This is a genomic window from Microbacterium sp. AC035 (assembly GCF_979258485.1).
The window spans coordinates 2678300-2695030 of the sequence record NZ_OZ409858.1 but is presented as its reverse complement, the minus strand read 5'-3'; the positions used below and the strand labels follow the sequence as shown (position 1 = coordinate 2695030).

22 protein-coding genes are annotated in these 16731 nt (G+C 68.3%); 10 read left to right on the top strand and 12 right to left on the bottom strand.

Annotated elements, in window-relative coordinates; all coding sequences use genetic code 11:
- The first annotated feature begins 68 nt into the window (after positions 1-68).
- Both ACZ0AA_RS13000 and ACZ0AA_RS12995 read left to right on the top strand, forming a co-directional pair.
- The gene (locus tag ACZ0AA_RS13000; protein ID WP_463513171.1) at positions 69-683 is read left to right on the top strand and encodes a ClpP family protease; all 615 of its coding nucleotides are present in this window, start codon (positions 69-71) and stop codon (positions 681-683) included.
- The gene (locus ACZ0AA_RS12995; RefSeq protein WP_400863669.1) at positions 680-1273 is read left to right on the top strand and encodes a ClpP family protease; all 594 of its coding nucleotides are present in this window, start codon (positions 680-682) and stop codon (positions 1271-1273) included. Before ACZ0AA_RS13000 ends, ACZ0AA_RS12995 begins: the two co-directional genes overlap by 4 nt.
- 132 nt (positions 1274-1405) lie before the next feature.
- Here ACZ0AA_RS12995 and ACZ0AA_RS12990 read toward each other — a convergent pair whose 3' ends face one another.
- Together ACZ0AA_RS12990 and ACZ0AA_RS12985 are read right to left on the bottom strand one after the other, a co-directional pair.
- Positions 1406-1771, bottom strand: a complete 366-nt coding sequence (locus ACZ0AA_RS12990; protein WP_400863672.1) for a helix-turn-helix domain-containing protein — start codon at positions 1769-1771, stop codon at positions 1406-1408.
- 65 nt (positions 1772-1836) lie between these two features.
- A complete protein-coding gene (locus tag ACZ0AA_RS12985; RefSeq protein ID WP_463513170.1) occupies positions 1837-2727 on the bottom strand; it encodes a helix-turn-helix transcriptional regulator in 891 nt (296 codons plus the stop codon).
- Between the two features lie 92 nt (positions 2728-2819).
- Between ACZ0AA_RS12985 and ACZ0AA_RS12980 the strand changes: the two genes are divergently transcribed.
- Positions 2820-3692 (top strand): aldo/keto reductase, encoded by an 873-nt coding sequence (locus tag ACZ0AA_RS12980; RefSeq protein ID WP_463513845.1) that lies wholly within the window; start codon positions 2820-2822, stop codon positions 3690-3692.
- A 32-nt stretch (positions 3693-3724) separates the two neighbouring features.
- On the opposite strand, the gene ACZ0AA_RS12975 is transcribed toward ACZ0AA_RS12980, so the two are convergent.
- Genes ACZ0AA_RS12975 through ACZ0AA_RS12965 form a run of 3 tightly spaced genes read right to left on the bottom strand, consistent with a single transcriptional unit; the run spans position 3725 to position 5803 of the window.
- A complete protein-coding gene (locus ACZ0AA_RS12975; RefSeq protein WP_463513844.1) occupies positions 3725-4198 on the bottom strand; it encodes a MarR family winged helix-turn-helix transcriptional regulator in 474 nt (157 codons plus the stop codon).
- 14 nt (positions 4199-4212) lie between these two features.
- A complete protein-coding gene (locus tag ACZ0AA_RS12970) occupies positions 4213-4872 on the bottom strand; it encodes a GTP cyclohydrolase II (RefSeq protein ID WP_400863678.1) in 660 nt (219 codons plus the stop codon).
- Positions 4873-4915: 43 nt separating this feature from the next.
- A complete protein-coding gene (locus ACZ0AA_RS12965) occupies positions 4916-5803 on the bottom strand; it encodes a DMT family transporter (RefSeq protein ID WP_463513169.1) in 888 nt (295 codons plus the stop codon).
- A gap of 135 nt (positions 5804-5938) precedes the next feature.
- On the opposite strand from ACZ0AA_RS12965, the gene ACZ0AA_RS12960 reads away from it, so the two are divergent.
- Positions 5939-6775, top strand: coding sequence for a sulfurtransferase (locus ACZ0AA_RS12960; protein ID WP_463513168.1), 837 nt, complete (start codon positions 5939-5941; stop codon positions 6773-6775).
- 18 nt (positions 6776-6793) lie between these two features.
- Here the strand turns inward: ACZ0AA_RS12960 and ACZ0AA_RS12955 are convergent, their stop codons facing one another.
- The gene (locus ACZ0AA_RS12955; RefSeq protein ID WP_463513167.1) at positions 6794-7702 is read right to left on the bottom strand and encodes a hypothetical protein; all 909 of its coding nucleotides are present in this window, start codon (positions 7700-7702) and stop codon (positions 6794-6796) included.
- A 304-nt stretch (positions 7703-8006) separates the two neighbouring features.
- Between ACZ0AA_RS12955 and ACZ0AA_RS12950 the strand changes: the two genes are divergently transcribed.
- From ACZ0AA_RS12950 to ACZ0AA_RS12940, 3 genes are all read left to right on the top strand, one after another.
- Positions 8007-8657, top strand: a complete 651-nt coding sequence (locus ACZ0AA_RS12950) for an acyl-CoA synthetase (protein WP_400863690.1) — start codon at positions 8007-8009, stop codon at positions 8655-8657.
- On the top strand, positions 8654-9007 hold the full coding sequence (locus ACZ0AA_RS12945; protein WP_463513166.1) for a hypothetical protein: 354 nt from the start codon (positions 8654-8656) through the stop codon (positions 9005-9007). The genes ACZ0AA_RS12950 and ACZ0AA_RS12945 overlap by 4 nt, the downstream gene beginning before the upstream one ends.
- Before the next feature lie 63 nt (positions 9008-9070).
- A complete protein-coding gene (locus tag ACZ0AA_RS12940) occupies positions 9071-10504 on the top strand; it encodes an MFS transporter (protein ID WP_463513165.1) in 1434 nt (477 codons plus the stop codon).
- A gap of 34 nt (positions 10505-10538) precedes the next feature.
- On the opposite strand, the gene ACZ0AA_RS12935 is transcribed toward ACZ0AA_RS12940, so the two are convergent.
- Genes ACZ0AA_RS12935 through ACZ0AA_RS12925 form a run of 3 tightly spaced genes read right to left on the bottom strand, consistent with a single transcriptional unit; the run spans position 10539 to position 12681 of the window.
- Positions 10539-10829, bottom strand: a complete 291-nt coding sequence (locus tag ACZ0AA_RS12935) for a DivIVA domain-containing protein (RefSeq protein WP_463513164.1) — start codon at positions 10827-10829, stop codon at positions 10539-10541.
- Positions 10826-12208 carry an adenylosuccinate lyase gene (purB, locus tag ACZ0AA_RS12930; protein WP_463513843.1) on the bottom strand — a complete coding sequence of 461 codons (1383 nt, stop codon included), beginning with the start codon at positions 12206-12208 and terminating at the stop codon, positions 10826-10828. The genes ACZ0AA_RS12935 and purB overlap by 4 nt, the downstream gene beginning before the upstream one ends.
- Entirely contained in the window at positions 12205-12681 is a 477-nt protein-coding gene (locus tag ACZ0AA_RS12925) for a low molecular weight protein-tyrosine-phosphatase (RefSeq protein ID WP_400864736.1), read from the bottom strand. The genes purB and ACZ0AA_RS12925 overlap by 4 nt, the downstream gene beginning before the upstream one ends.
- A 230-nt stretch (positions 12682-12911) precedes the next feature.
- Here ACZ0AA_RS12925 and ACZ0AA_RS12920 point away from each other — a divergent pair, with 230 nt between their 5' ends.
- Both ACZ0AA_RS12920 and ACZ0AA_RS12915 read left to right on the top strand, forming a co-directional pair.
- Positions 12912-13175, top strand: coding sequence for a hypothetical protein (locus tag ACZ0AA_RS12920; protein WP_400863699.1), 264 nt, complete (start codon positions 12912-12914; stop codon positions 13173-13175).
- Complete coding sequence (locus ACZ0AA_RS12915) at positions 13172-14449, top strand: hypothetical protein (protein WP_463513163.1); 1278 nt, start codon at positions 13172-13174, stop codon at positions 14447-14449. The genes ACZ0AA_RS12920 and ACZ0AA_RS12915 overlap by 4 nt, the downstream gene beginning before the upstream one ends.
- A gap of 31 nt (positions 14450-14480) precedes the next feature.
- Here the strand turns inward: ACZ0AA_RS12915 and ACZ0AA_RS12910 are convergent, their stop codons facing one another.
- Genes ACZ0AA_RS12910 through ACZ0AA_RS12900 form a run of 3 tightly spaced genes read right to left on the bottom strand, consistent with a single transcriptional unit; the run spans position 14481 to position 15514 of the window.
- A complete protein-coding gene (locus ACZ0AA_RS12910; protein ID WP_463513162.1) occupies positions 14481-14885 on the bottom strand; it encodes a phage holin family protein in 405 nt (134 codons plus the stop codon).
- Between the two features lie 56 nt (positions 14886-14941).
- The gene (locus ACZ0AA_RS12905; protein ID WP_463513161.1) at positions 14942-15304 is read right to left on the bottom strand and encodes a type II toxin-antitoxin system death-on-curing family toxin; all 363 of its coding nucleotides are present in this window, start codon (positions 15302-15304) and stop codon (positions 14942-14944) included.
- A 3-nt stretch (positions 15305-15307) separates the two neighbouring features.
- Positions 15308-15514, bottom strand: coding sequence for a ribbon-helix-helix protein, CopG family (locus ACZ0AA_RS12900; protein ID WP_463513160.1), 207 nt, complete (start codon positions 15512-15514; stop codon positions 15308-15310).
- A gap of 64 nt (positions 15515-15578) precedes the next feature.
- Here ACZ0AA_RS12900 and ACZ0AA_RS12895 point away from each other — a divergent pair, with 64 nt between their 5' ends.
- Complete coding sequence (locus ACZ0AA_RS12895; protein WP_463513159.1) at positions 15579-16646, top strand: histidinol-phosphate transaminase; 1068 nt, start codon at positions 15579-15581, stop codon at positions 16644-16646.
- Positions 16647-16731 lie beyond the last annotated feature (85 nt).

Sequence of the window (16731 nt, the reverse complement as noted above, 5' to 3'; positions counted from 1 at the left end):
TGCTGTGGGCTGATCTGCCTCGAGCGGATACCCGCCCGCGGTGGATGGAGGCGGCGGATGCTGGGGCCATGAGTGAAGAGACCCCCATCCCGCGATTCGGAGCCGAGGCCAGACGGGCCCTGTTCCACGAGCGCGTCCTCGTGCTCGACGGTGCCCTCGACGACGACAACGGCACGCTGCTCATGACGCAGCTGCTGAGCCTGTCGGCGGAGGATCCGACGACCGACATCGCCCTCTGGATCCACTCGCCCGGCGGCTCCGTGCCGTCGATGCTCGCGATCCGCGACCTCATGACGCTGGTGCCGAACGACGTGTCGACCCTCGCGCTCGGACTCGCGTGCAGCGCCGGGCAGTTCCTGCTCTCTGCCGGTGCGAAGGGCAAGCGCAGAGCGCTGCCGCACGCCCGCATCCTCATGCATCAGGGCTCTGCCGGGATCGGCGGTTCCGCGGGCGAGCTCGAGACGCAGGCCGACGACCTCCGGCACATGCGCGACACGGTCCTCGGACTCATCGCCGCCGACACCGGTCAGCCCGTGGAGCGCATCTTCGAGGATTCGCTGCACGACCGCTGGTACACCGCCGAACAGGCGAAGGATTACGGGTTCATCGACGAGATCGTCGACTCGCTCGTCGATCTCATGCCCCGGCGACGTGCCCGCGTCGGACTGGGGGCGGGCGCATGAGCGGCTACACGATCCCGAACGTCATCGCGCAGCATCCGCGGGGAGAACGGGTGATGGACGTGTACTCGCATCTGCTCGCCGAGCGGGTCATCTATCTCGGCACCGGCATCGACGCGGGAGTCGCCAATGCGCTGATCGCTCAGCTGCTGCACCTCGACGCCGACAGCCAGGACGCGGGCGTGCAGTTCTACATCAACAGCGAAGGCGGCGACCCGGGGGCGGCGCTGGCGATCTACGACACGATGCAGCACATCCGCCCCGCCGTCGCTACGACGTGCGTCGGCCAGGCGATCGGGCCGGCGGCGCTGCTCGTCGCGGCCGGATCGCCGGGTCAGCGAGCCGCGCTCGCCCATGCCCGTATCGTGCTGCATCAGCCCGCCGGGCAGTCCCGAGGGGCGATCCCCGATCTGATCCTCGCGGCGGACGAGGTCGTGCGGGTGCGGGCGGACATGGAGTCGATCCTCGCCCGGCACAGCGGTCGCTCGCTGAGCGAGCTGCGCGCAGACACCGATCGGGATCGCGTCTTCACGGCATCCGCCGCCCTGGAGTACGGACTGATAGACACCGTGCTGGGGGAGCGGGCCGTCTGACTGCACGGGTTCGTCTGCGGGTCCTTGTACGTCTGCAGGACCGGGGCACGGATGCGGGATTGTTCGGCCGTTCTGGTCCTGCATCCGTGCCGGGGTCCTGCAGATGGACAGACCGACGGAAGAGGGGCCCTGTCAGGCGGCGAGGGCGAAGGCCCCGCGAGTGACAGACACCGCAGCGGATGCCGGAGCCGCCGCGGCCTGACGCAGCTCGGCGGCCACGGCGCTCGTCAGCTCGACGAGCGAGGTGTCGAGGGCTCCGGCGATCGCAGCGATCATCTCGCTCGACGGTTCCTTGAGTCCTCGTTCGACCTCCGAGAGATACTGCGGCGAGACCCCGGCGTTGTCCGCGGTCTCGGTCAGCGTCTCGTCGCGGGCATGTCGTCGGCGACGCAGCTGATCGCCCAGCATGTGGCGCCACAGCGGTTCCGGGTCGAACGGCCGCGGACGGGCGGGACGAGCCGGACGAGGTGCACGGGAGAACGGGACGAGGTCGGCCATGCCTCACGATAATCCGCCGTCAGGGCGGGGTTCGAGCGGTTCTGCTCAGAGCAGAACCGTCGTGCTCAGGCTTCGGTGCGCTCCGACGTCACGGTCTCCGACGCGGCGACGGCCGCATCCGTCGCCGCCCAGCTCGCCAGCATCCGCAGCTTCTCCTCCGACGCAGACCCGGGCTCCGCCGTGTACGTCGACATCTGCAGGCCCGGGTCGGCAGGCAGCTCGAACGCCTCGTAGGTCAGTTCCATCTCGCCGACGACGGGGTGGTTGATGCGCTTGACACCGCTGCGGTGGAATCGCACGTTGTGCGCGGCCCACAGGGTGCGGAATCGCTCACTGCGGGTCGACAGCTCGCCCACGAGATCGGTGAGCTTGCGGTCGTACGGGTTTCGTCCGGCCTCACCGCGCATCGCGGCGACGAGCTCCTGGGTGTTGCGCTCCCACTCGGGATAGAACTCCTGGGCGGCCGGGTCGAGGAAGGCGAATCGAGCGCTGTTCGGCACCGGTGTGGTGAAGAGCGGCGCGTAGAGAGCACGGCCCAGCGCATTGGCGGCGAGGTAGTCGAAGTAGTTGTTGCGCACGATCGCCGGCGCTTCGGTCATCGCGTCGAGCAGGCGCAGGATGCTGGGGCGCAGCACCTCGACCTTCTTGCGAGGCTTGCGGGCGACGGGCGACGCGTTCGCCGCACGAGCGAGGTCGAACAGGTGGGCGGTCTCGGCTTCGTCCAGCTGCAGGGCGCGGGCGAGCGAATCGAGCACGCTGTCGGAGACGCCGGACAGATCGCCTCGCTCGAGACGCGTGTAGTAGTCGACGCTGACGCCGGCGAGCAGCGACACCTCTTCTCGGCGCAGTCCCGGCACCCGGCGGTTGCCGCCGAATGCGGGGAGGCCCGCCTGGTCTGGGGTGATGCGTGCGCGCCTGGTGGAGAGGAACTCGCGCACCTCGCTGCGGGTGTCCATGGCTTCGACGGTACGCCCCCTCTGCCCTCGGAGGGAGGTACTGGTGGGCACTCCCTCACCATTTCACCCACGCGCACACTGGAGATATGACCATGAACATCACACTCAACAACGGCATCGAGATGCCCGCCCTCGGCTTCGGCGTCTTCCAGGCCGCTCCGGAAGAGACCGTCGATGCCGTCAGCACAGCCCTCGAGACGGGCTACCGCCTGATCGACACCGCCGCCGCGTATGGAAACGAGCGCGAGGTCGGCGAGGCGATCCGCCGCACCGGCATCCCGCGCGACGAGATCTTCGTCGAGACCAAGGTCTGGATCAGCGACTTCGGCTATGACGAGACGCTGCACGCGTTCGAGAAGTCGACCGGCAAGCTCGGGGTCGACCAGCTCGACCTGCTGATCCTGCACCAGGCTCTGCCCACCCGCTTCGACCTCACTCTCGGCGCCTACACAGCACTCGAGACCCTGCTCGCCGACGGTCGGGTGCGCGCGATCGGCGTCAGCAACTTCATGGTCGAGCACCTCGAGAAGCTGGCAGCCGAGACGAGCATCGTGCCCTCGCTCAACCAGATCGAGGTGCACCCGTACTTCCAGCAGCGCGAGGTGCAGCAGGCGGATGCCGCAGCCGGCATCGTCACGCAGGCGTGGTCGCCCATCGGCGGCATCACGGCGTACCGCCCGAACGGCGCATCCGTCTTCGACGACGAGACCCTCACGGCCATCGCCGCCGAGCACGGCAAGTCGCCGGCACAGGTGATGCTGCGCTGGCATCTGCAGCAGGGCCGATCCGCGCTGCCGAAGTCGGTGCGCCCCGCCCGCATCGCCGAGAACTTCGACGTGTTCGACTTCGAGCTCACGGCCGACCAGCTCGGTGCGATCGACGCCCTCGACACGGGTGTGCGACGCGGCCCCGAGCCCGAGGAGGTCACGCTCGAGACCTTCGGCCGGGAGATCCCCGAAGCATGACCAGGATCGCACCGCGAAGGTGCTGATCGGCCCTAGAGCGCGGCGGCGACTCCGGGGAGCAGCTTGGTGAGGATCGTGCCGAGCTGCTCCCGCTCGTCGGCGGTGAGCGGATCGAGGATCAGCTGGCGGATCTGCGCCACGTGAACGGGCGCCGCGGCGCGGAGCAGCTCCCGGCCGGCATCCGTCAGCGCAGCCGTCAGGGTGCGCTTGTCAGTGCTGCACGAAGTGCGCGTCACCCAGCCGCGTTCTTCGAGCGAGTCGATCGCGTGGCTGAGGCGTGAGCGGCTGAGCCCGGCGATCTGCGCCAGCTCGGTCATCGGGATCGCCCGATCGCCCTGCCCGGCCAGCGTCACGAGGATCGCGTAGTGCGAGTGCTTGAGTCCCGTCTCGGCCTTCAGAGTGCGGTCGAGCAGCTGAGGCAGCAGCTGAACGAAGCGGATGGTCGGCAGCCACGTCTGCATCTCGGCGTCGTCGAGGCGCCGGTCCGTGACCTCACGCGCGGTCATCACGCCAGTGCTCATCACGCGGCAGACAGGTCGAGCGTATGCGAGGTGTGGTCGCGCTTGGCCTCGAGGTAGCGGTGGTTCGCGTCCGACAGGTGCACGCCGGTGCGCACCTGCTCGGTGACGCGGATGCCGAGCGCCTCGAGCTGCGCCGCCTTGTCGGGGTTGTTGCTCAGCAGACGGATGCTGTCGACGCCGAGCGTCTGCAGCATCTGCGCCGCGATCGTGTAGTCGCGCTCGTCCTCACCGCGACCGAGAGCGACATTCGCCTCATACGTGTCGAGCCCGGCATCCTGCAGCGCGTAGGCGTCGAGCTTGGCGTAGAGGCCGATGCCCCGCCCCTCCTGCCGCAGGTAGAGAAGGAAACCGCCCTCGTCGGCGATGCGCTCGACGGCCTCGCGCAGCTGCGGTCCGCAATCGCAGCGCTCCGATCCGAACACGTCACCCGTGAGGCACTCGCTGTGCGGTCGCACGAGAGGGGCATCCCCGCCGTCCGACGCCCGGTCCATGGCGGCCCTCCAGTCGCCGAGGCCGAGCAGCAGGTGCTCGCGGCCGTCGATCAGACCGTCGAACGTGACGACATCCGCGGTGGTGGAGAATCCGTCGGCGAAGCGCATCGGCACGCGCACCCGCGTCCGCTCGGTGGCGACCGGAACGACGGTTGAAGTTTCAATCATGTGGGGTGCAACGCGCCCACGTCACCGATATTCCCGTTGTCTGCTACTCGGACGGGCGGCGGCGGACGAGTTTGAGTTCACTGGCCAGGATGCCGAGCACGACGAGCGCTCCGCCGATCAGCGCGGCGACGGGCAGGCGCTCGCCGGCGATGCGCCCGATCACGGCGGCCCAGACCGGCTCGCCCGCGTAGATGATCGTGGCCCGGGTCGGCGAGACCGACTTCTGGGCCCAGTTCATCGTGAGCTGGATGATGCAGCTCGCCGCCCCGAGTCCGACCGCGCAGCCGACCCAGATCCAGGAGAACTCGGGCAGTCCCTCTCCGACCACCGGCATGGTCAGAATGCCGAGGAGTCCCGCGGTGAGGAGCTGGACGATGGTGATCCGGCCGAGGTCGATCCTGCCGGCGAAGACGCTGATCAGGATGATCTCCGCTGCGATCGGCAGCGTGCTGATGAGCGTCAGGATCTCGCCGGATTCGAGGGTGAGCGCGAAGGCGTCGGGGCCGGCGATGAACAGCAGCCCCAGGAACGCGAGAGCGGCTCCCACGAACGCCATGGCCGGTGGTCGCTTGCGGAACACGGCCCACTGCGCGAGCGGCACGAGCGGAATGTACATCGCCGTGATGAAGGCCGAGGTGCTCGAGTCGATGGTCTGCAGTCCGACGGTCTGCAGTCCGTATCCCATATAGATCATCACGCCGATCGCGACGCCGGCGCCGATGTCGCGCCAGCGGATGCCACGCAGCGCCCGGCGGAAGATGACGATGCTGATCAGCCGGGCGATCAGGAACCGGATGCCGACGAAGAACCACGGGCCCGAGTGCTGCATCGCCCAGTGCACGAGCAGGAACGTGCTGCCCCACACCGCGGTCACCGCGATGAGGGCGGCCTCCTGCCGACGCAGGCCCATGAAGCGGAATCGAGTGGACATGCTGTCCTTTCTCGACGCGGCCTGGTCGAGCCTAGCGCCGCGCGCGCCCGCGTTTCGAATCGCCCGAACAGCCCGATATGTCGACGGAATACGGCCAGGTGCGTGATTCGAAGGGCGTCTCGATAGCCTCGCCTCATGAGCAATTTCGTGAGCGCCGTCGAACTGGATGACCTGCTGAAGTCCGAGACTCCCGTCCGCGTGATCGACGTGCGGTGGCGACTCGATCGGCCGGACGGCCGTGCCGACTATCTCGCAGGGCACATTCCCGGGGCGGTCTTCGTGCCGCTCGCGACCGAGCTGGCCACTCACGGAGAGCCGTCGGAGGGCCGTCATCCGCTGCCCTCCACCCAGACAGTTCAGGACGCCGCGCGTCGATGGGGTGTCAATCAGGGCGACATCGTCGTCGCGTACGACGATGCGAAGGGACTCAGTGCATCTCGCGCCTGGTGGCTGCTGCGCCAGGGCGGCGTCGATGTGCGCGTGCTCGACGGCGGCATCCGCGCGTGGACGGCCGCGGGCCTCCCGGTCGCTGACGACGATGTGCAGGCGGCGCCGGGCGATGTGGTCCTCGACGAGATCGGCGGCGATGCGATCTCGATCGACGAGGCCGCCTCGTTCGCCGACGGAGGCGTGCTGCTCGATGTGCGCGCTCCCGATCGCTATCGCGGAGAGCACGAGCCCCTGGATCCCATTGCGGGTCACATCCCCGGAGCGCTCAACGTCCCGATGGCCGCTCATCTCGATGTCGAGGGCAGGATCCTCGACATGCACACCCTCCAGGCGACCTTCGCGGCCGTCGGGGTGACCGAGGGCACACCCGTCGCGGCCTACTGCGGCTCGGGCATCACCGCAGCGCACACCGCTCTGGTCCTCGACGAGATCGGCATCGAGGCGAAGGTCTTCCCCGGCTCGTGGAGCCAGTGGTCGAACACTCCCGGCCGCCCTGTCGCCGTCGGCGATCAGCCGGGCTGAGCGGTCAGAGGGCCGAGATCAGCGCCCGTCCGAGTAGCTCCAGGCGACGCCGAGCAGTCCTGGGCCGAACGCCCGTCGCACCTGGTGCACGGAGTTGCGGCCCTCGAGCGACAGCTCGGTGAGCTTCGAGCCGTCAGGGGTCTCGACGCGCTCCTCGATGCGATCGGGCAGCGCGTCGGGGTGGAACCGCGTCCAGACCAGCAGTTCCCTCGTCTGCCTGGCGACGGCGTGACCCGTCTCCCGCTGCGGGGGGTAGTCGGGCGGGTAGGCGACCGACCACTCCACCATGCACGTGCTGGGCGCCGTCAGCGGCACGTCGAGCTCGAACAGCACGCCGTGCACCTCGCCGTTCGGGTGCGAGTACCGCGCGGCGATCCGGCCTCCGGCCACGGCCTCGATGATGGGCGCGGGCGTGCTGATGCCCGGGGTCATCTCGAGGAACGGGATCGATGCGACCGTTCCGACGGTCGACTGCACGATGCTGCGCGTGATCGAGTACGACACGTTGCCCGCGGCATCCACATCCGTCACCGAGTGCGTCGTGAGCTCACGCGATGTGTCGGGGTATTCGGCGCCGAGTGCGGCGAACGCGTCTTTGACGGCCTCCTCGAGTTCGCGCTCATCGAGCGGAAACAGATTGGGTCCGAGGGGACCGGTGCGATTCGTGGTGCCGAGCAGCGCCGTGAGAGAACCGGGCTCGAGATGGAGCAGTTGCTCGATGTCGCCGAGGGCGGCCATCGACTGCGCGCCTTCCGGGCGACGCGCTCCGGAGCGCCAGTAGCTGAGCGTCGCCATCGACACGCTGTTGCCGCGAGCGCGCAGCTGCTCGTGCAGTCGGGCGAGAGTCAATCCACGCGCATTGATCGCGTCTCGGAAGGACGCCGCAAATACATCGGCATATCGGCGAATGCCACTTTCCATGCTCATCACAGCACCCCCTCCGGTATGTGAAGAATCGCGTTCTAGAGTGAGCTTACGACCACACTGGCATCGCGTAGGGGACGAGGTGCTATTTCTGGGGTCTATCGGCTGAGCAGTCGTGAGCAGGGTGCCCGACCTCGCGACCACTCGGCCTGACGCAGTGTCGCCCCCGTCGCTGCGTTCTGTCGCGGGGCCTGATGATCGATCTGGGGAGATCCATCGGGCCCCGCGAACACCTCTCCGGTGTCGGCGCCCACTCAGCGCCCCCGCGTAGACTGGGGGTAACACCCCCGGAGGATTCTCGATCTTCATGTCTGCCCCTGCCCGCGCGTTCACCGTGCGTCACCTTCAGCTGCTGCGCGCGCTCTTCGCCGCCGCCGCAGCCGTGATGATCACCTTCTCGCCCGATCACTCGGCGGCCGTCGGTCTCTCCGTCTTCAGCGGGTTCGTGCTCACGACCGGTCTCGTGATGATCGTCGCCGCCTGGCTCGTCTATCCGGCCGGTCAGCGCTGGCCCTCCGTCGTCTTCGCACTGCTCAGCTTCGCCGCCGGAATGACCGCAGGCGTGCCCGCATGGCGAACCGAGGACCTCTTCTTCGTCGTCGTGATCGCCTGGTCGGTGACGACCGGAATCCTCGAACTCGTCGTCGGGCTGCGTGCGCGCAGAGCAGGAGAGCCGAACGCACGCGATTCGATCACCCTCGGGGTGTTCGGGCTGCTGCTGGCCGTGCTGCTGATCGCGATCCCTGCGGGCTTCGTGCAGCCCTACGCGATCGACGGCGCGGGTGCATTCGAACTCACCGGCATCATCCTCGGCGTCGGCATGTTCGGCGGATACGCGGCGGTCGTCGCCGTCTTCCTCGGCATCGCCGGGCTCACGCCGAAGAGAGCAGATGCCGTCGCCGAGGGTCGCGTGACCGAGAACGACCCGGCCCCCGCCGGGCACGGAGGAGAGCGATGAGCGACGAGAAGCCCACCCGGCGCGACATCCTGCGCCCTCTGCACCTGCTGGGCATCGCTGCCGCGTGCGGCATCTTCGCCGCGATCGTCACGCTCGTGTCGACCGGTGCGTTCACCGCCCGCGTCAACAATGCGATCTCGAGCGGCACGTACGAGGGCCTGACCCCGATCGCGCTCGGACTCGTCGTCGGCGGTGGCGCGTTCATCGTGACGCTGCTGTTCCTGGCGATGCTGATCCTCGTGGTCGATCCCGCCGAGGTCACCAAGACGGTCGATCGCCCTGTGCTCTTCGACCCCGAGGCGGCAGACGAACCGGACTCCGACAAGCCGGGCCGCACGTCCTCGTCCTGACGTGATCCTGGACTTCTCGGATCCGACCGGAATAGTCCAGGGCGTCGACGGCTTGACCCTGAAGTGACTGCCTCGATCGACCGCGCCTCCATCGGACTCAGGTCGGAACGCGGCCCGGTGCTCGGAGCGCTCATGCTCGCCACCGGCCTGATCGCGATCGACGCGACGATCCTCGCGACTGCCGTTCCCAGCATCGTCCGCGACCTCGGCAGCTATCAGCAGTTCCCCTGGCTGTTCTCCGTCTACCTGCTCGCTCAGGCGGTCAGCGTGCCGATCTACTCGCGGTTCGCCGACACCGTCGGACGCAAGCCGATCATCCTGCTCGGAATCGCGCTGTTCCTGCTCGGCTCCGTGCTCTCGGGCTTCGCCTGGAGCATGACGTCCCTGATCATCTTCCGCATCATCCAGGGCCTCGGCGCAGGTGCCGTGGCACCCATGTCGATGACGATCGTCGGGGACATCTACACGGTCGCCGAGCGCGCGAAGGTGCAGGGATACATCGCATCGGTCTGGGCGATCTCGTCGGTCGTCGGGCCCGCCCTCGGCGGCATCTTCGCCCAGCTCGACGCATGGCGGTGGATCTTCTGGGTCAACATCCCGCTGTGTCTGATCGCAGGATGGATGCTGCTGCGGCGGTATCACGAGGAGAAGCAGACGCAGCGTCATCGCATCGACTATGCCGGGGCGGTGCTGCTGACCGTCGGACTCACGGGCCTGATCCTGGGAATGCTCGAGGGAGGCAACGCCTGGGCATGGCTCTCGATCCCCAGCGCCGTCTGCTTCGGGCTGGGTGCGGCCGCGCTCGTGGCTTTCGGACTCGTCGAGCGTCGTGCCGCCGAGCCGATCGTCGACCTGCGCCTGGCCGCGAGGCCGCTCATCCTCACGACGACCATCGTCTCGCTCGGCATCGGCGCCCTGATGACCGGGGTCACGAGCTTCGCGCCCGCCTACCTCGAGGGCTCCATCGGCATCGCTCCACTGCTGTCGGGGCTGGCGGTCGCGGCGCTCACCCTCGGCTGGCCGCTCGCCGCGGCGAACGCGGGCCGGCTGTATATGCGGATCGGATTCCGGCGCACGGCGCTCACCGGCATGTCGATCACGGCTGTCGCGGCTGTCGCTCTTGCGCTGGTGTCGCCCTGGCCCAATCCGTTCTCGATCGCGGCGGTGGCTTTCGTGCTCGGCTTCGGCCTGGGATGGAGCGCCGCCCCGACGCTGATCGCGGCTCAGGCATCGGTCGGATGGGGTGAGCGCGGTGCCGTCACCGGCATGAACGCTTTCGCCAGGTCGGCCGGCAGCGCGCTCGGAGTAGCGGTGTTCGGCGCGATCTCGAACTCGGTCATCGCGCAGGGCGCGGGGCCGGATGATCCGGCGACCATCATCTCGGCATCCGTCTGGGTGTTCATCGCCGCCGCAGTGGTGGCCGTGCTGACGCTGATCGCTGCGGCGTTCATGCCCCGAGACCCCGCCGGCGCGCACTCCGCGGAGCCGCGCCCGTAGCACCTCCGCACCGTCGCGCTCGGCGTGGACCCCGTCAGGCTTCGGCGTCGCGCAGGCGGGTGGCGATGCGATCGAGCAGGTCGTCGACAGCATCCGCGTCGTACCCGGGAGTGAACGCCCCCGCAGGCTTGAACTGGCGGAGGATCACGTCGTCGGAGCGCACGGTCGCGGCTTCTGTGTGACCGTGCTCCCAGGCCTGCAACGTCGCGCTGCACCTGTCGAGAAACACATCGACGTCGTCGACGCGGTAACGGGAACCGAGACGCCGCTCGGGGAGACTCGCGGCCACCACCTCCGCGCTGGTGATGGCGGACTCAGCCGTCACTTCGCGAGCTGCTCGGCGATGCCGGTGTACGACGCGGGGGTGAGTGCGAGCAGACGCTGCTTGGCGGCATCCCCGATCTTGAGCCCATCGACGAAGGCCGCCAGATCCGCGGCGCCGACGCGGTGCCCACGGGTGAGCTCCTTGAGCAGCGCGTAGGGGTCGGTGATCGACGAGCGGCCGGCGACGACCTCGGCGCGGATGACGGTCTGGATCGCCTCGGCGAGAACCTCCCAGTTCACGTCGAGGTCGGCGAGCAGCACGTCGCGAGAGAGCGAGATGGCGTTGAGACCGCGGCGCAGGTTGTCGATCGCGAGCAGCGAGTGTCCGAACGCGACGCCGATGTTGCGCTGCGTGGTCGAGTCGGTGAGGTCGCGCTGCAGGCGGCTGGTGACGAGGGTCTGGCCGAGGGATGCGAGCAGCGCCCCCGAGATCTCCAGGTTCGCCTCGGCGTTCTCGAACCGGATCGGGTTGATCTTGTGCGGCATCGTCGAGGATCCGGTCGCACCGGCGACGGGGATCTGCGCGAAGTAGCCGAGCGAGATGTAGGTCCAGATGTCGGTCGCGAGGTTGTGCAGGATCCCGCCCGCGTGACGCACCCGGTCGTAGAGCTCGACCTGCCAGTCGTGCGATTCGATCTGCGTGGTCAGCAGGTTGAAGCCGAGGCCCAGGCCCTCGATGTACTCGCGGGAGATGGTGGGCCAGTCGGCGTCGGGGTCGGCCGCGATGTGCGCAGACCAGGTGCCCGTCGCACCCGAGAACTTGGCGAGGTAGTCGGATGCCGCGATCTGCGCGCGCACGCGCTCGAGACGCCATGCGAAGACGGCGAGCTCCTTGCCCATGGTCGACGGGGTGGCCGGCTGGCCGTGGGTGCGCGAGAGCATCGCGGCATCCGCGTGCTCGGCGGCCAGCTCGCGGAGCTTGGCGATCACGACGTCGAGACCCGGGAGCCAGACCTCTTCGACCGCGCGCTTCACGGTGAGCGCGTACGAGGCCGAGTTGATGTCCTCGCTCGTGCAGGCGAAGTGGGTGAGCTCGGCGATCGAGTCGAGGCCCAGGGTCGAGAGGCGGTCGCGAACCAGGTACTCGATGGCCTTCACGTCGTGCTGGGTGACGGCTTCCTTCTCGGCGAGCCAGTCGATCTCGGCCTGTCCGAAGTCGCGGTAGAGGGCGCGCAGGCGCTCCTTGTCGGCATCCGACAGCGGGCTCGTCTCGAAGAGCGAGCGGTCGGTGAGGGCGATCAGCCATTCCACCTCGACCTCGACCCTGGCGCGGTTCAGACCCGCCTCCGAGAGGAAGTCGGCGAGGCCTGTGACGGCGCTGCGATAGCGACCGTCGAGGGGGCTCAGGGGCTGGGGCGGGAGCGAAGGCTGGAAAGTCAGGGGAGTCCTCCTGATCGGGCCCCGGGAGTGCGGGGCGTGCGGGGCTGGCGGAGAGCCGGCTCGAGCTGGCGGAACAGCCCGCGAGTCGCGGTCTCAATCATACCGAGCACCGAATCGAACATCTCAGCGCCGGCGTAGTAGGGGTCGGGCACGTCCTGGCTCCGGGCATCGGGGTCGAACGCGAGCAGCAGGGTGACCTTGCCCTCTTCGTCTTCGTCGTGCGCCCATTCGCGCAGGATGCGTTCGTGCGTGCGGTCGAGCGCCACGACCAGGTCGTTCTCCGAGAAGGAGGCGAAGGTGAACTGCTTCGCGCGATGTTGCGAGCCGTCGTAGCCGCGGCGGGCGAGCGAATCGAGCGTGCGATGATCGGCCCGTTCGCCGAGATGCCAATCACCGGTGCCCGCGCTGCGCGAGACGATCTTCGAGCCGAGGCCCTGTCGCTCCGCGAGATCGCGGAACACCACCTCTGCCATCGGAGAGCGGCAGATGTTCCCCGTGCACACGAAGATCACGCGGAAGGGATCCGGGGATGTCACCGTCCTATTCTGCCGGTCGGAGGCCGATCGCGCGATGCCGGGGATCCCGGGCCGGGCGTGACGCACCCGTTCTGCACGATGGTCGCGCTGACGCGAACTCCCCACGATGCCTGCGAACGCGGGCCTCCGGCGCTCGGCGCTCGGCGCCGATCACGGATGCTGGGCGCATGTACTCCTTTGCACTCGCGCAGTCCGGTGCGGCTGAGACCGCGTGGGCGAAAGCCCAGGTCCTGGCCGCGATCCGCAGCGCCGTCGACGCGCTCGACGGCGCCCGCGCATCGCTCGCTCTCCTCGCCCCCGACACCGACTGGCACTCCGATGGAGTGCGTGCGATGCAGGACTCTCTCGAGGAGCTTCGGCATGCCAGTCGCGTCGAAGCCTCCGAGATGCGCAGCCGAGAGTCCGAGGCCGAGCGGATCGACGTCTCATGACCGGGCTCACGATCGATCATGGCGGAGCGATCTCGGTCGACCCCGACGTGCTGCGCGACGTCGCCAGACGCATCGACGACGTCGCATCGCGCTACGACGATGCGCGCTCCGCGATCCTGCGCGCGCATCGGATCATCGTCGACACCCCGGGGTTCACCGCTTGCGTCGACACCGTCGGGCTGTGGGCATCGGGTCAGCACGTGGCTCGCCTGCACTCGGAATGCCAGGAGACCGCCGGCTCCACCCTGCTCATGGCCGATGCCTACGAGTACGTCGAGTTGCGAGCCGAGGCCGAGATGCTCGCGCAGACCGATCCGAGCACGGCGCAGCGCCTCACACTGCGGGCTGATCGCCTTGCCGCGTCGGATGAGAGAGTCTCCGCGCTGGCTGACGAGCTCATCGCCCAGTGGCGCGCCAGACGTTTCGAAGGCCTCACGGGCAACATCGTGACGCCCGCCCTGTATGACCAGGTCTTCTGGACCGCGGCACTCGTGGGGGTGTTCTCGGGGTTCGGCAAGGTGCTCCCCGGCGAGAGGCTGCAGGGCAAGGCCGACCCCGTCTCGGTCTCGCCGGTGAAGACGACGTCGCCCCAGGGCGCGCCGTCGGGCGTGGCGGGGGCCTTCGGACGCATGGCGGCCACAGCGGGGGCGCAGGTCGCCGTCGAGAAGTACTCCTTCGCCGACGGCACCACGAAGTTCGTCGCCTATCTCGAGGGAACGCAGAGCGTCGGATGGGGAGGGAAGCAGCCGTGGGACTCGAAGTCCAATCTCGAGCTGTACTCAGGGAAGGCATCAGCGTCGTATCAGGCGACTCTCGAGGCTCTCAGAGCGGCGGGCGCCGAGCCCGGCGACGAGGTCGACGTCGTCGCGCACTCCCAGTCGGGGATGATCGCCGCGCACCTCGCGATGGAGAGCGAGTTCGACGTGCAGATGCAGGTCACGGCGGGGAGCCCGGTCGAACCGACCCTCGACGACGATCAGACCATCATCCAGTTCCGGCACCGCGATGATCCCGTCCCCGCGCTGGCCGGAGGCGGGTCACCCGAGGGCACCGGATCAGTCGACAGCGTCGTCGTCTCGGCCCAGGGAAACCCAGGCGACACCATTGAGGACTTCGTGGTCGACGCGCACCACCTCGACACGTACATCGAGACCGCGAAGGCGGCTGATGCCTCGAGCGATCCCCGGATCGACGCGGTGGACGAGTTCTGGAGAGAACTCGACGCCGCCGAGGTGATCGAGCGCACCGAGTATCAGGCGGAGCGCGTCGAGTGACCTATGCGCGGGCGATGCGCGGGGCCACCCGTCAGTCGCGGCGCTGCTTCTTGCTCTGCGGGCGCAGGATGAAGCCGAAGACGCCGTTGATCAGCGAGATGATGAGCGCGGCCAGCACGCCCCACCAGAAGCTGCCGACCGTGAGACCCCAGCCGAAGCCGCTCGTGATCCAGGCGGTGAGCCACAGCAGGAAGCCGTTGATCACGAACCCGATGAGGCCCAGCGTGAGGATGTACAGCGGGAACGCGACGATCTTCACGACGGTCCCGATGAAGGTGTTCACGAGCGCGAAGATCGCGGCGACCGCGAGCAGGGTCAGCACCAGCTGCAGGGTCTCGCCCGGCGCGAACGCCTTGATCTGCACCTGCAGCGCGGGGATCAGCGTCACGACCCACAGGGCGAACGCGTTGACGACGACTCGGATGATGAAGCGCATAGTCCGACCAGTCTTCCATGCGCTCCGCGGGAAGTCAGTCCGACATCGCTCGCTCGCTATCGAATGTGTGCTCTGAGCACGGCGGCGATCTCGTCGAGATCGATCCGACTCTGCGAGACGTCGAGCACGAAGTCGAACGCCTCGTCGTTGCTGAAGGTCAACTCGTATCCGTTGAGGCGGATGAAGATGAAGGTCACGTACAGCGAGAGTCGCTTGTTCCCATCGAAGAGAGAGTGATTCTGAGCGACTGAGCTGATGAGCGCCGCGGCCTTGGCCTCGAAAGACGGATAGGCATCTGCTCCGAACATGCTGGCTGCGGGACGAGCGAGTGCGGAGAACAGCAGCCCTTCGTCGCGCACGCGAAGGCCGAGTTTCGTGATCAGGGCGAGCGCCTGCTCCGGCTCGACATACTCGGTCACGGATCAGGCGTCTTCGAGCCGCGTGAGAGTGTCCGCATATCGTTCGGCCACCTCGTCGGCGATCGAGAGGACGCGCTCCGTCTTCGTCTCGGTGTTCGCGAATCTGGTCGCCGCCTCGATCAGGATCGCGTGCTTCGAGGTGTGCCGTGAGCGCGCGATCTCGTCGAGCCGCGCGTCGAGTTCTTGCGGGAGTCGCACCGTCATCGCCATACCAAAATGGTACTACCGCCTCGGGATCGGTGCCAGAGGGGCTGTGGAATCTAGACTCATCCTTGTGACCGACCCGATCCTGCCGCGCATCCGCCCCGCCATCGCCGCCCTGGCGCCGTACCGACAGGGCAAGCAGGCGGGCCCCGACGCCTACAAGCTGTCGAGCAACGAGAACCCGTTCGAGCCGCTTCCCTCGGTCGCCGCGGCGCTGCAGCACACGACGCCGATCAACCGCTACCCGGACGCCACGGCCGGCCGGCTGCGCGAACGTCTGGGGATTCGCTACGCCGTCGCTCCCGAGCAGGTGCACGTCGCCGCGGGCAGCGTCTCGATCCTCCATCAGCTGATCCTCGCCACCGCATCGGTCGGCGATGAGGTCGTCTATGCGTGGCGCTCGTTCGAGGCCTACCCGAGTCTGCCGCTCGTCGCCGGTGCGACCGGGGTGCAGGTGCCTCTCACCGCCGACTCCCGCCACGACCTCGATGCGATGGCCGATGCCGTCACCGAGCGCACCCGCGCGGTCATCCTTTGCACGCCGAACAACCCGACCGGGCCGATCATCACGAGCGACGAGTTCGCGACGTTCGTCGAGCGGGTCCCCGCCGACGTGCTGATCGTCCTCGACGAGGCCTACGCCGAGTTCGTCACCGCCCCCGGTGCGGTCGACGGCCTCGCCGAGCGGGTCTTCGAACGGCATCCGAATGTCGTGGTGCTGCGCACCTTCTCGAAGGCCTACGGGCTCGCCGGGCTGCGCATCGGATACGCGATCGGCAACGAGAAGGTCCTCGACGCCGCGCGCACCACCGGCATCCCGCTCTCCGTGACCTCGGCGGCCGAGAACGCCGCCATCGCGAGCCTCGATGCCGAGTCGGAGCTGCTGGAGCGTGTCGCAGTGATCGTCGAGCGCCGCACCCGCCTGGTCGAGGGCCTGCGCAGGCAGGGCTGGAGCGTTCCTGACAGCCAGGCCAACTTCATCTGGCTGCCCACCGGCGAGCGCACGGTCGACGTCGCCGCGGCCTTCGCGTCCGCCGACCTCATCGTGCGCCCGTTCCCGGGCGACGGCATCCGCATCTCGGTCGGTGAAGAAGCATCCGTCGATCGCGTTCTCGAGGTCGCCGCGACCCAGCTCTGACCCGCGGCGGGCGGGCTGTTCTCCGGTTTCCCGGCAGTTACGAGGACGTCCTAGGTATGCGTGCCCGAGCATGCGCACGGCGGTA

Bases quoted from the DNA above. Each gene is read 5' to 3' on its own strand.
- ACZ0AA_RS12965 (WP_463513169.1), bottom strand. From the start codon at position 5,803: ATGTCCACTCGATTCCGCTTCATGGGCCTGCGTCGGCAGGAGGCCGCC.
- ACZ0AA_RS12915 (WP_463513163.1), top strand. From the start codon at position 13,172: ATGACCGGGCTCACGATCGATCATGGCGGAGCGATCTCGGTCGACCCC.
- ACZ0AA_RS12970 (WP_400863678.1), bottom strand. From the start codon at position 4,872: ATGATTGAAACTTCAACCGTCGTTCCGGTCGCCACCGAGCGGACGCGG.
- ACZ0AA_RS12955 (WP_463513167.1), bottom strand. From the start codon at position 7,702: ATGAGCATGGAAAGTGGCATTCGCCGATATGCCGATGTATTTGCGGCG.
- ACZ0AA_RS12985 (WP_463513170.1), bottom strand. From the start codon at position 2,727: ATGGACACCCGCAGCGAGGTGCGCGAGTTCCTCTCCACCAGGCGCGCA.
- ACZ0AA_RS12990 (WP_400863672.1), bottom strand. From the start codon at position 1,771: ATGGCCGACCTCGTCCCGTTCTCCCGTGCACCTCGTCCGGCTCGTCCC.
- ACZ0AA_RS12960 (WP_463513168.1), top strand. From the start codon at position 5,939: ATGAGCAATTTCGTGAGCGCCGTCGAACTGGATGACCTGCTGAAGTCC.
- ACZ0AA_RS12950 (WP_400863690.1), top strand. From the start codon at position 8,007: ATGTCTGCCCCTGCCCGCGCGTTCACCGTGCGTCACCTTCAGCTGCTG.
- ACZ0AA_RS12925 (WP_400864736.1), bottom strand. From the start codon at position 12,681: ATGGCAGAGGTGGTGTTCCGCGATCTCGCGGAGCGACAGGGCCTCGGC.
- ACZ0AA_RS12975 (WP_463513844.1), bottom strand. From the start codon at position 4,198: ATGACCGCGCGTGAGGTCACGGACCGGCGCCTCGACGACGCCGAGATG.
- ACZ0AA_RS13000 (WP_463513171.1), top strand. From the start codon at position 69: ATGAGTGAAGAGACCCCCATCCCGCGATTCGGAGCCGAGGCCAGACGG.
- ACZ0AA_RS12980 (WP_463513845.1), top strand. From the start codon at position 2,820: ATGAACATCACACTCAACAACGGCATCGAGATGCCCGCCCTCGGCTTC.
- ACZ0AA_RS12995 (WP_400863669.1), top strand. From the start codon at position 680: ATGAGCGGCTACACGATCCCGAACGTCATCGCGCAGCATCCGCGGGGA.
- ACZ0AA_RS12920 (WP_400863699.1), top strand. From the start codon at position 12,912: ATGTACTCCTTTGCACTCGCGCAGTCCGGTGCGGCTGAGACCGCGTGG.
- ACZ0AA_RS12900 (WP_463513160.1), bottom strand. From the start codon at position 15,514: ATGGCGATGACGGTGCGACTCCCGCAAGAACTCGACGCGCGGCTCGAC.
- ACZ0AA_RS12945 (WP_463513166.1), top strand. From the start codon at position 8,654: ATGAGCGACGAGAAGCCCACCCGGCGCGACATCCTGCGCCCTCTGCAC.
- ACZ0AA_RS12910 (WP_463513162.1), bottom strand. From the start codon at position 14,885: ATGCGCTTCATCATCCGAGTCGTCGTCAACGCGTTCGCCCTGTGGGTC.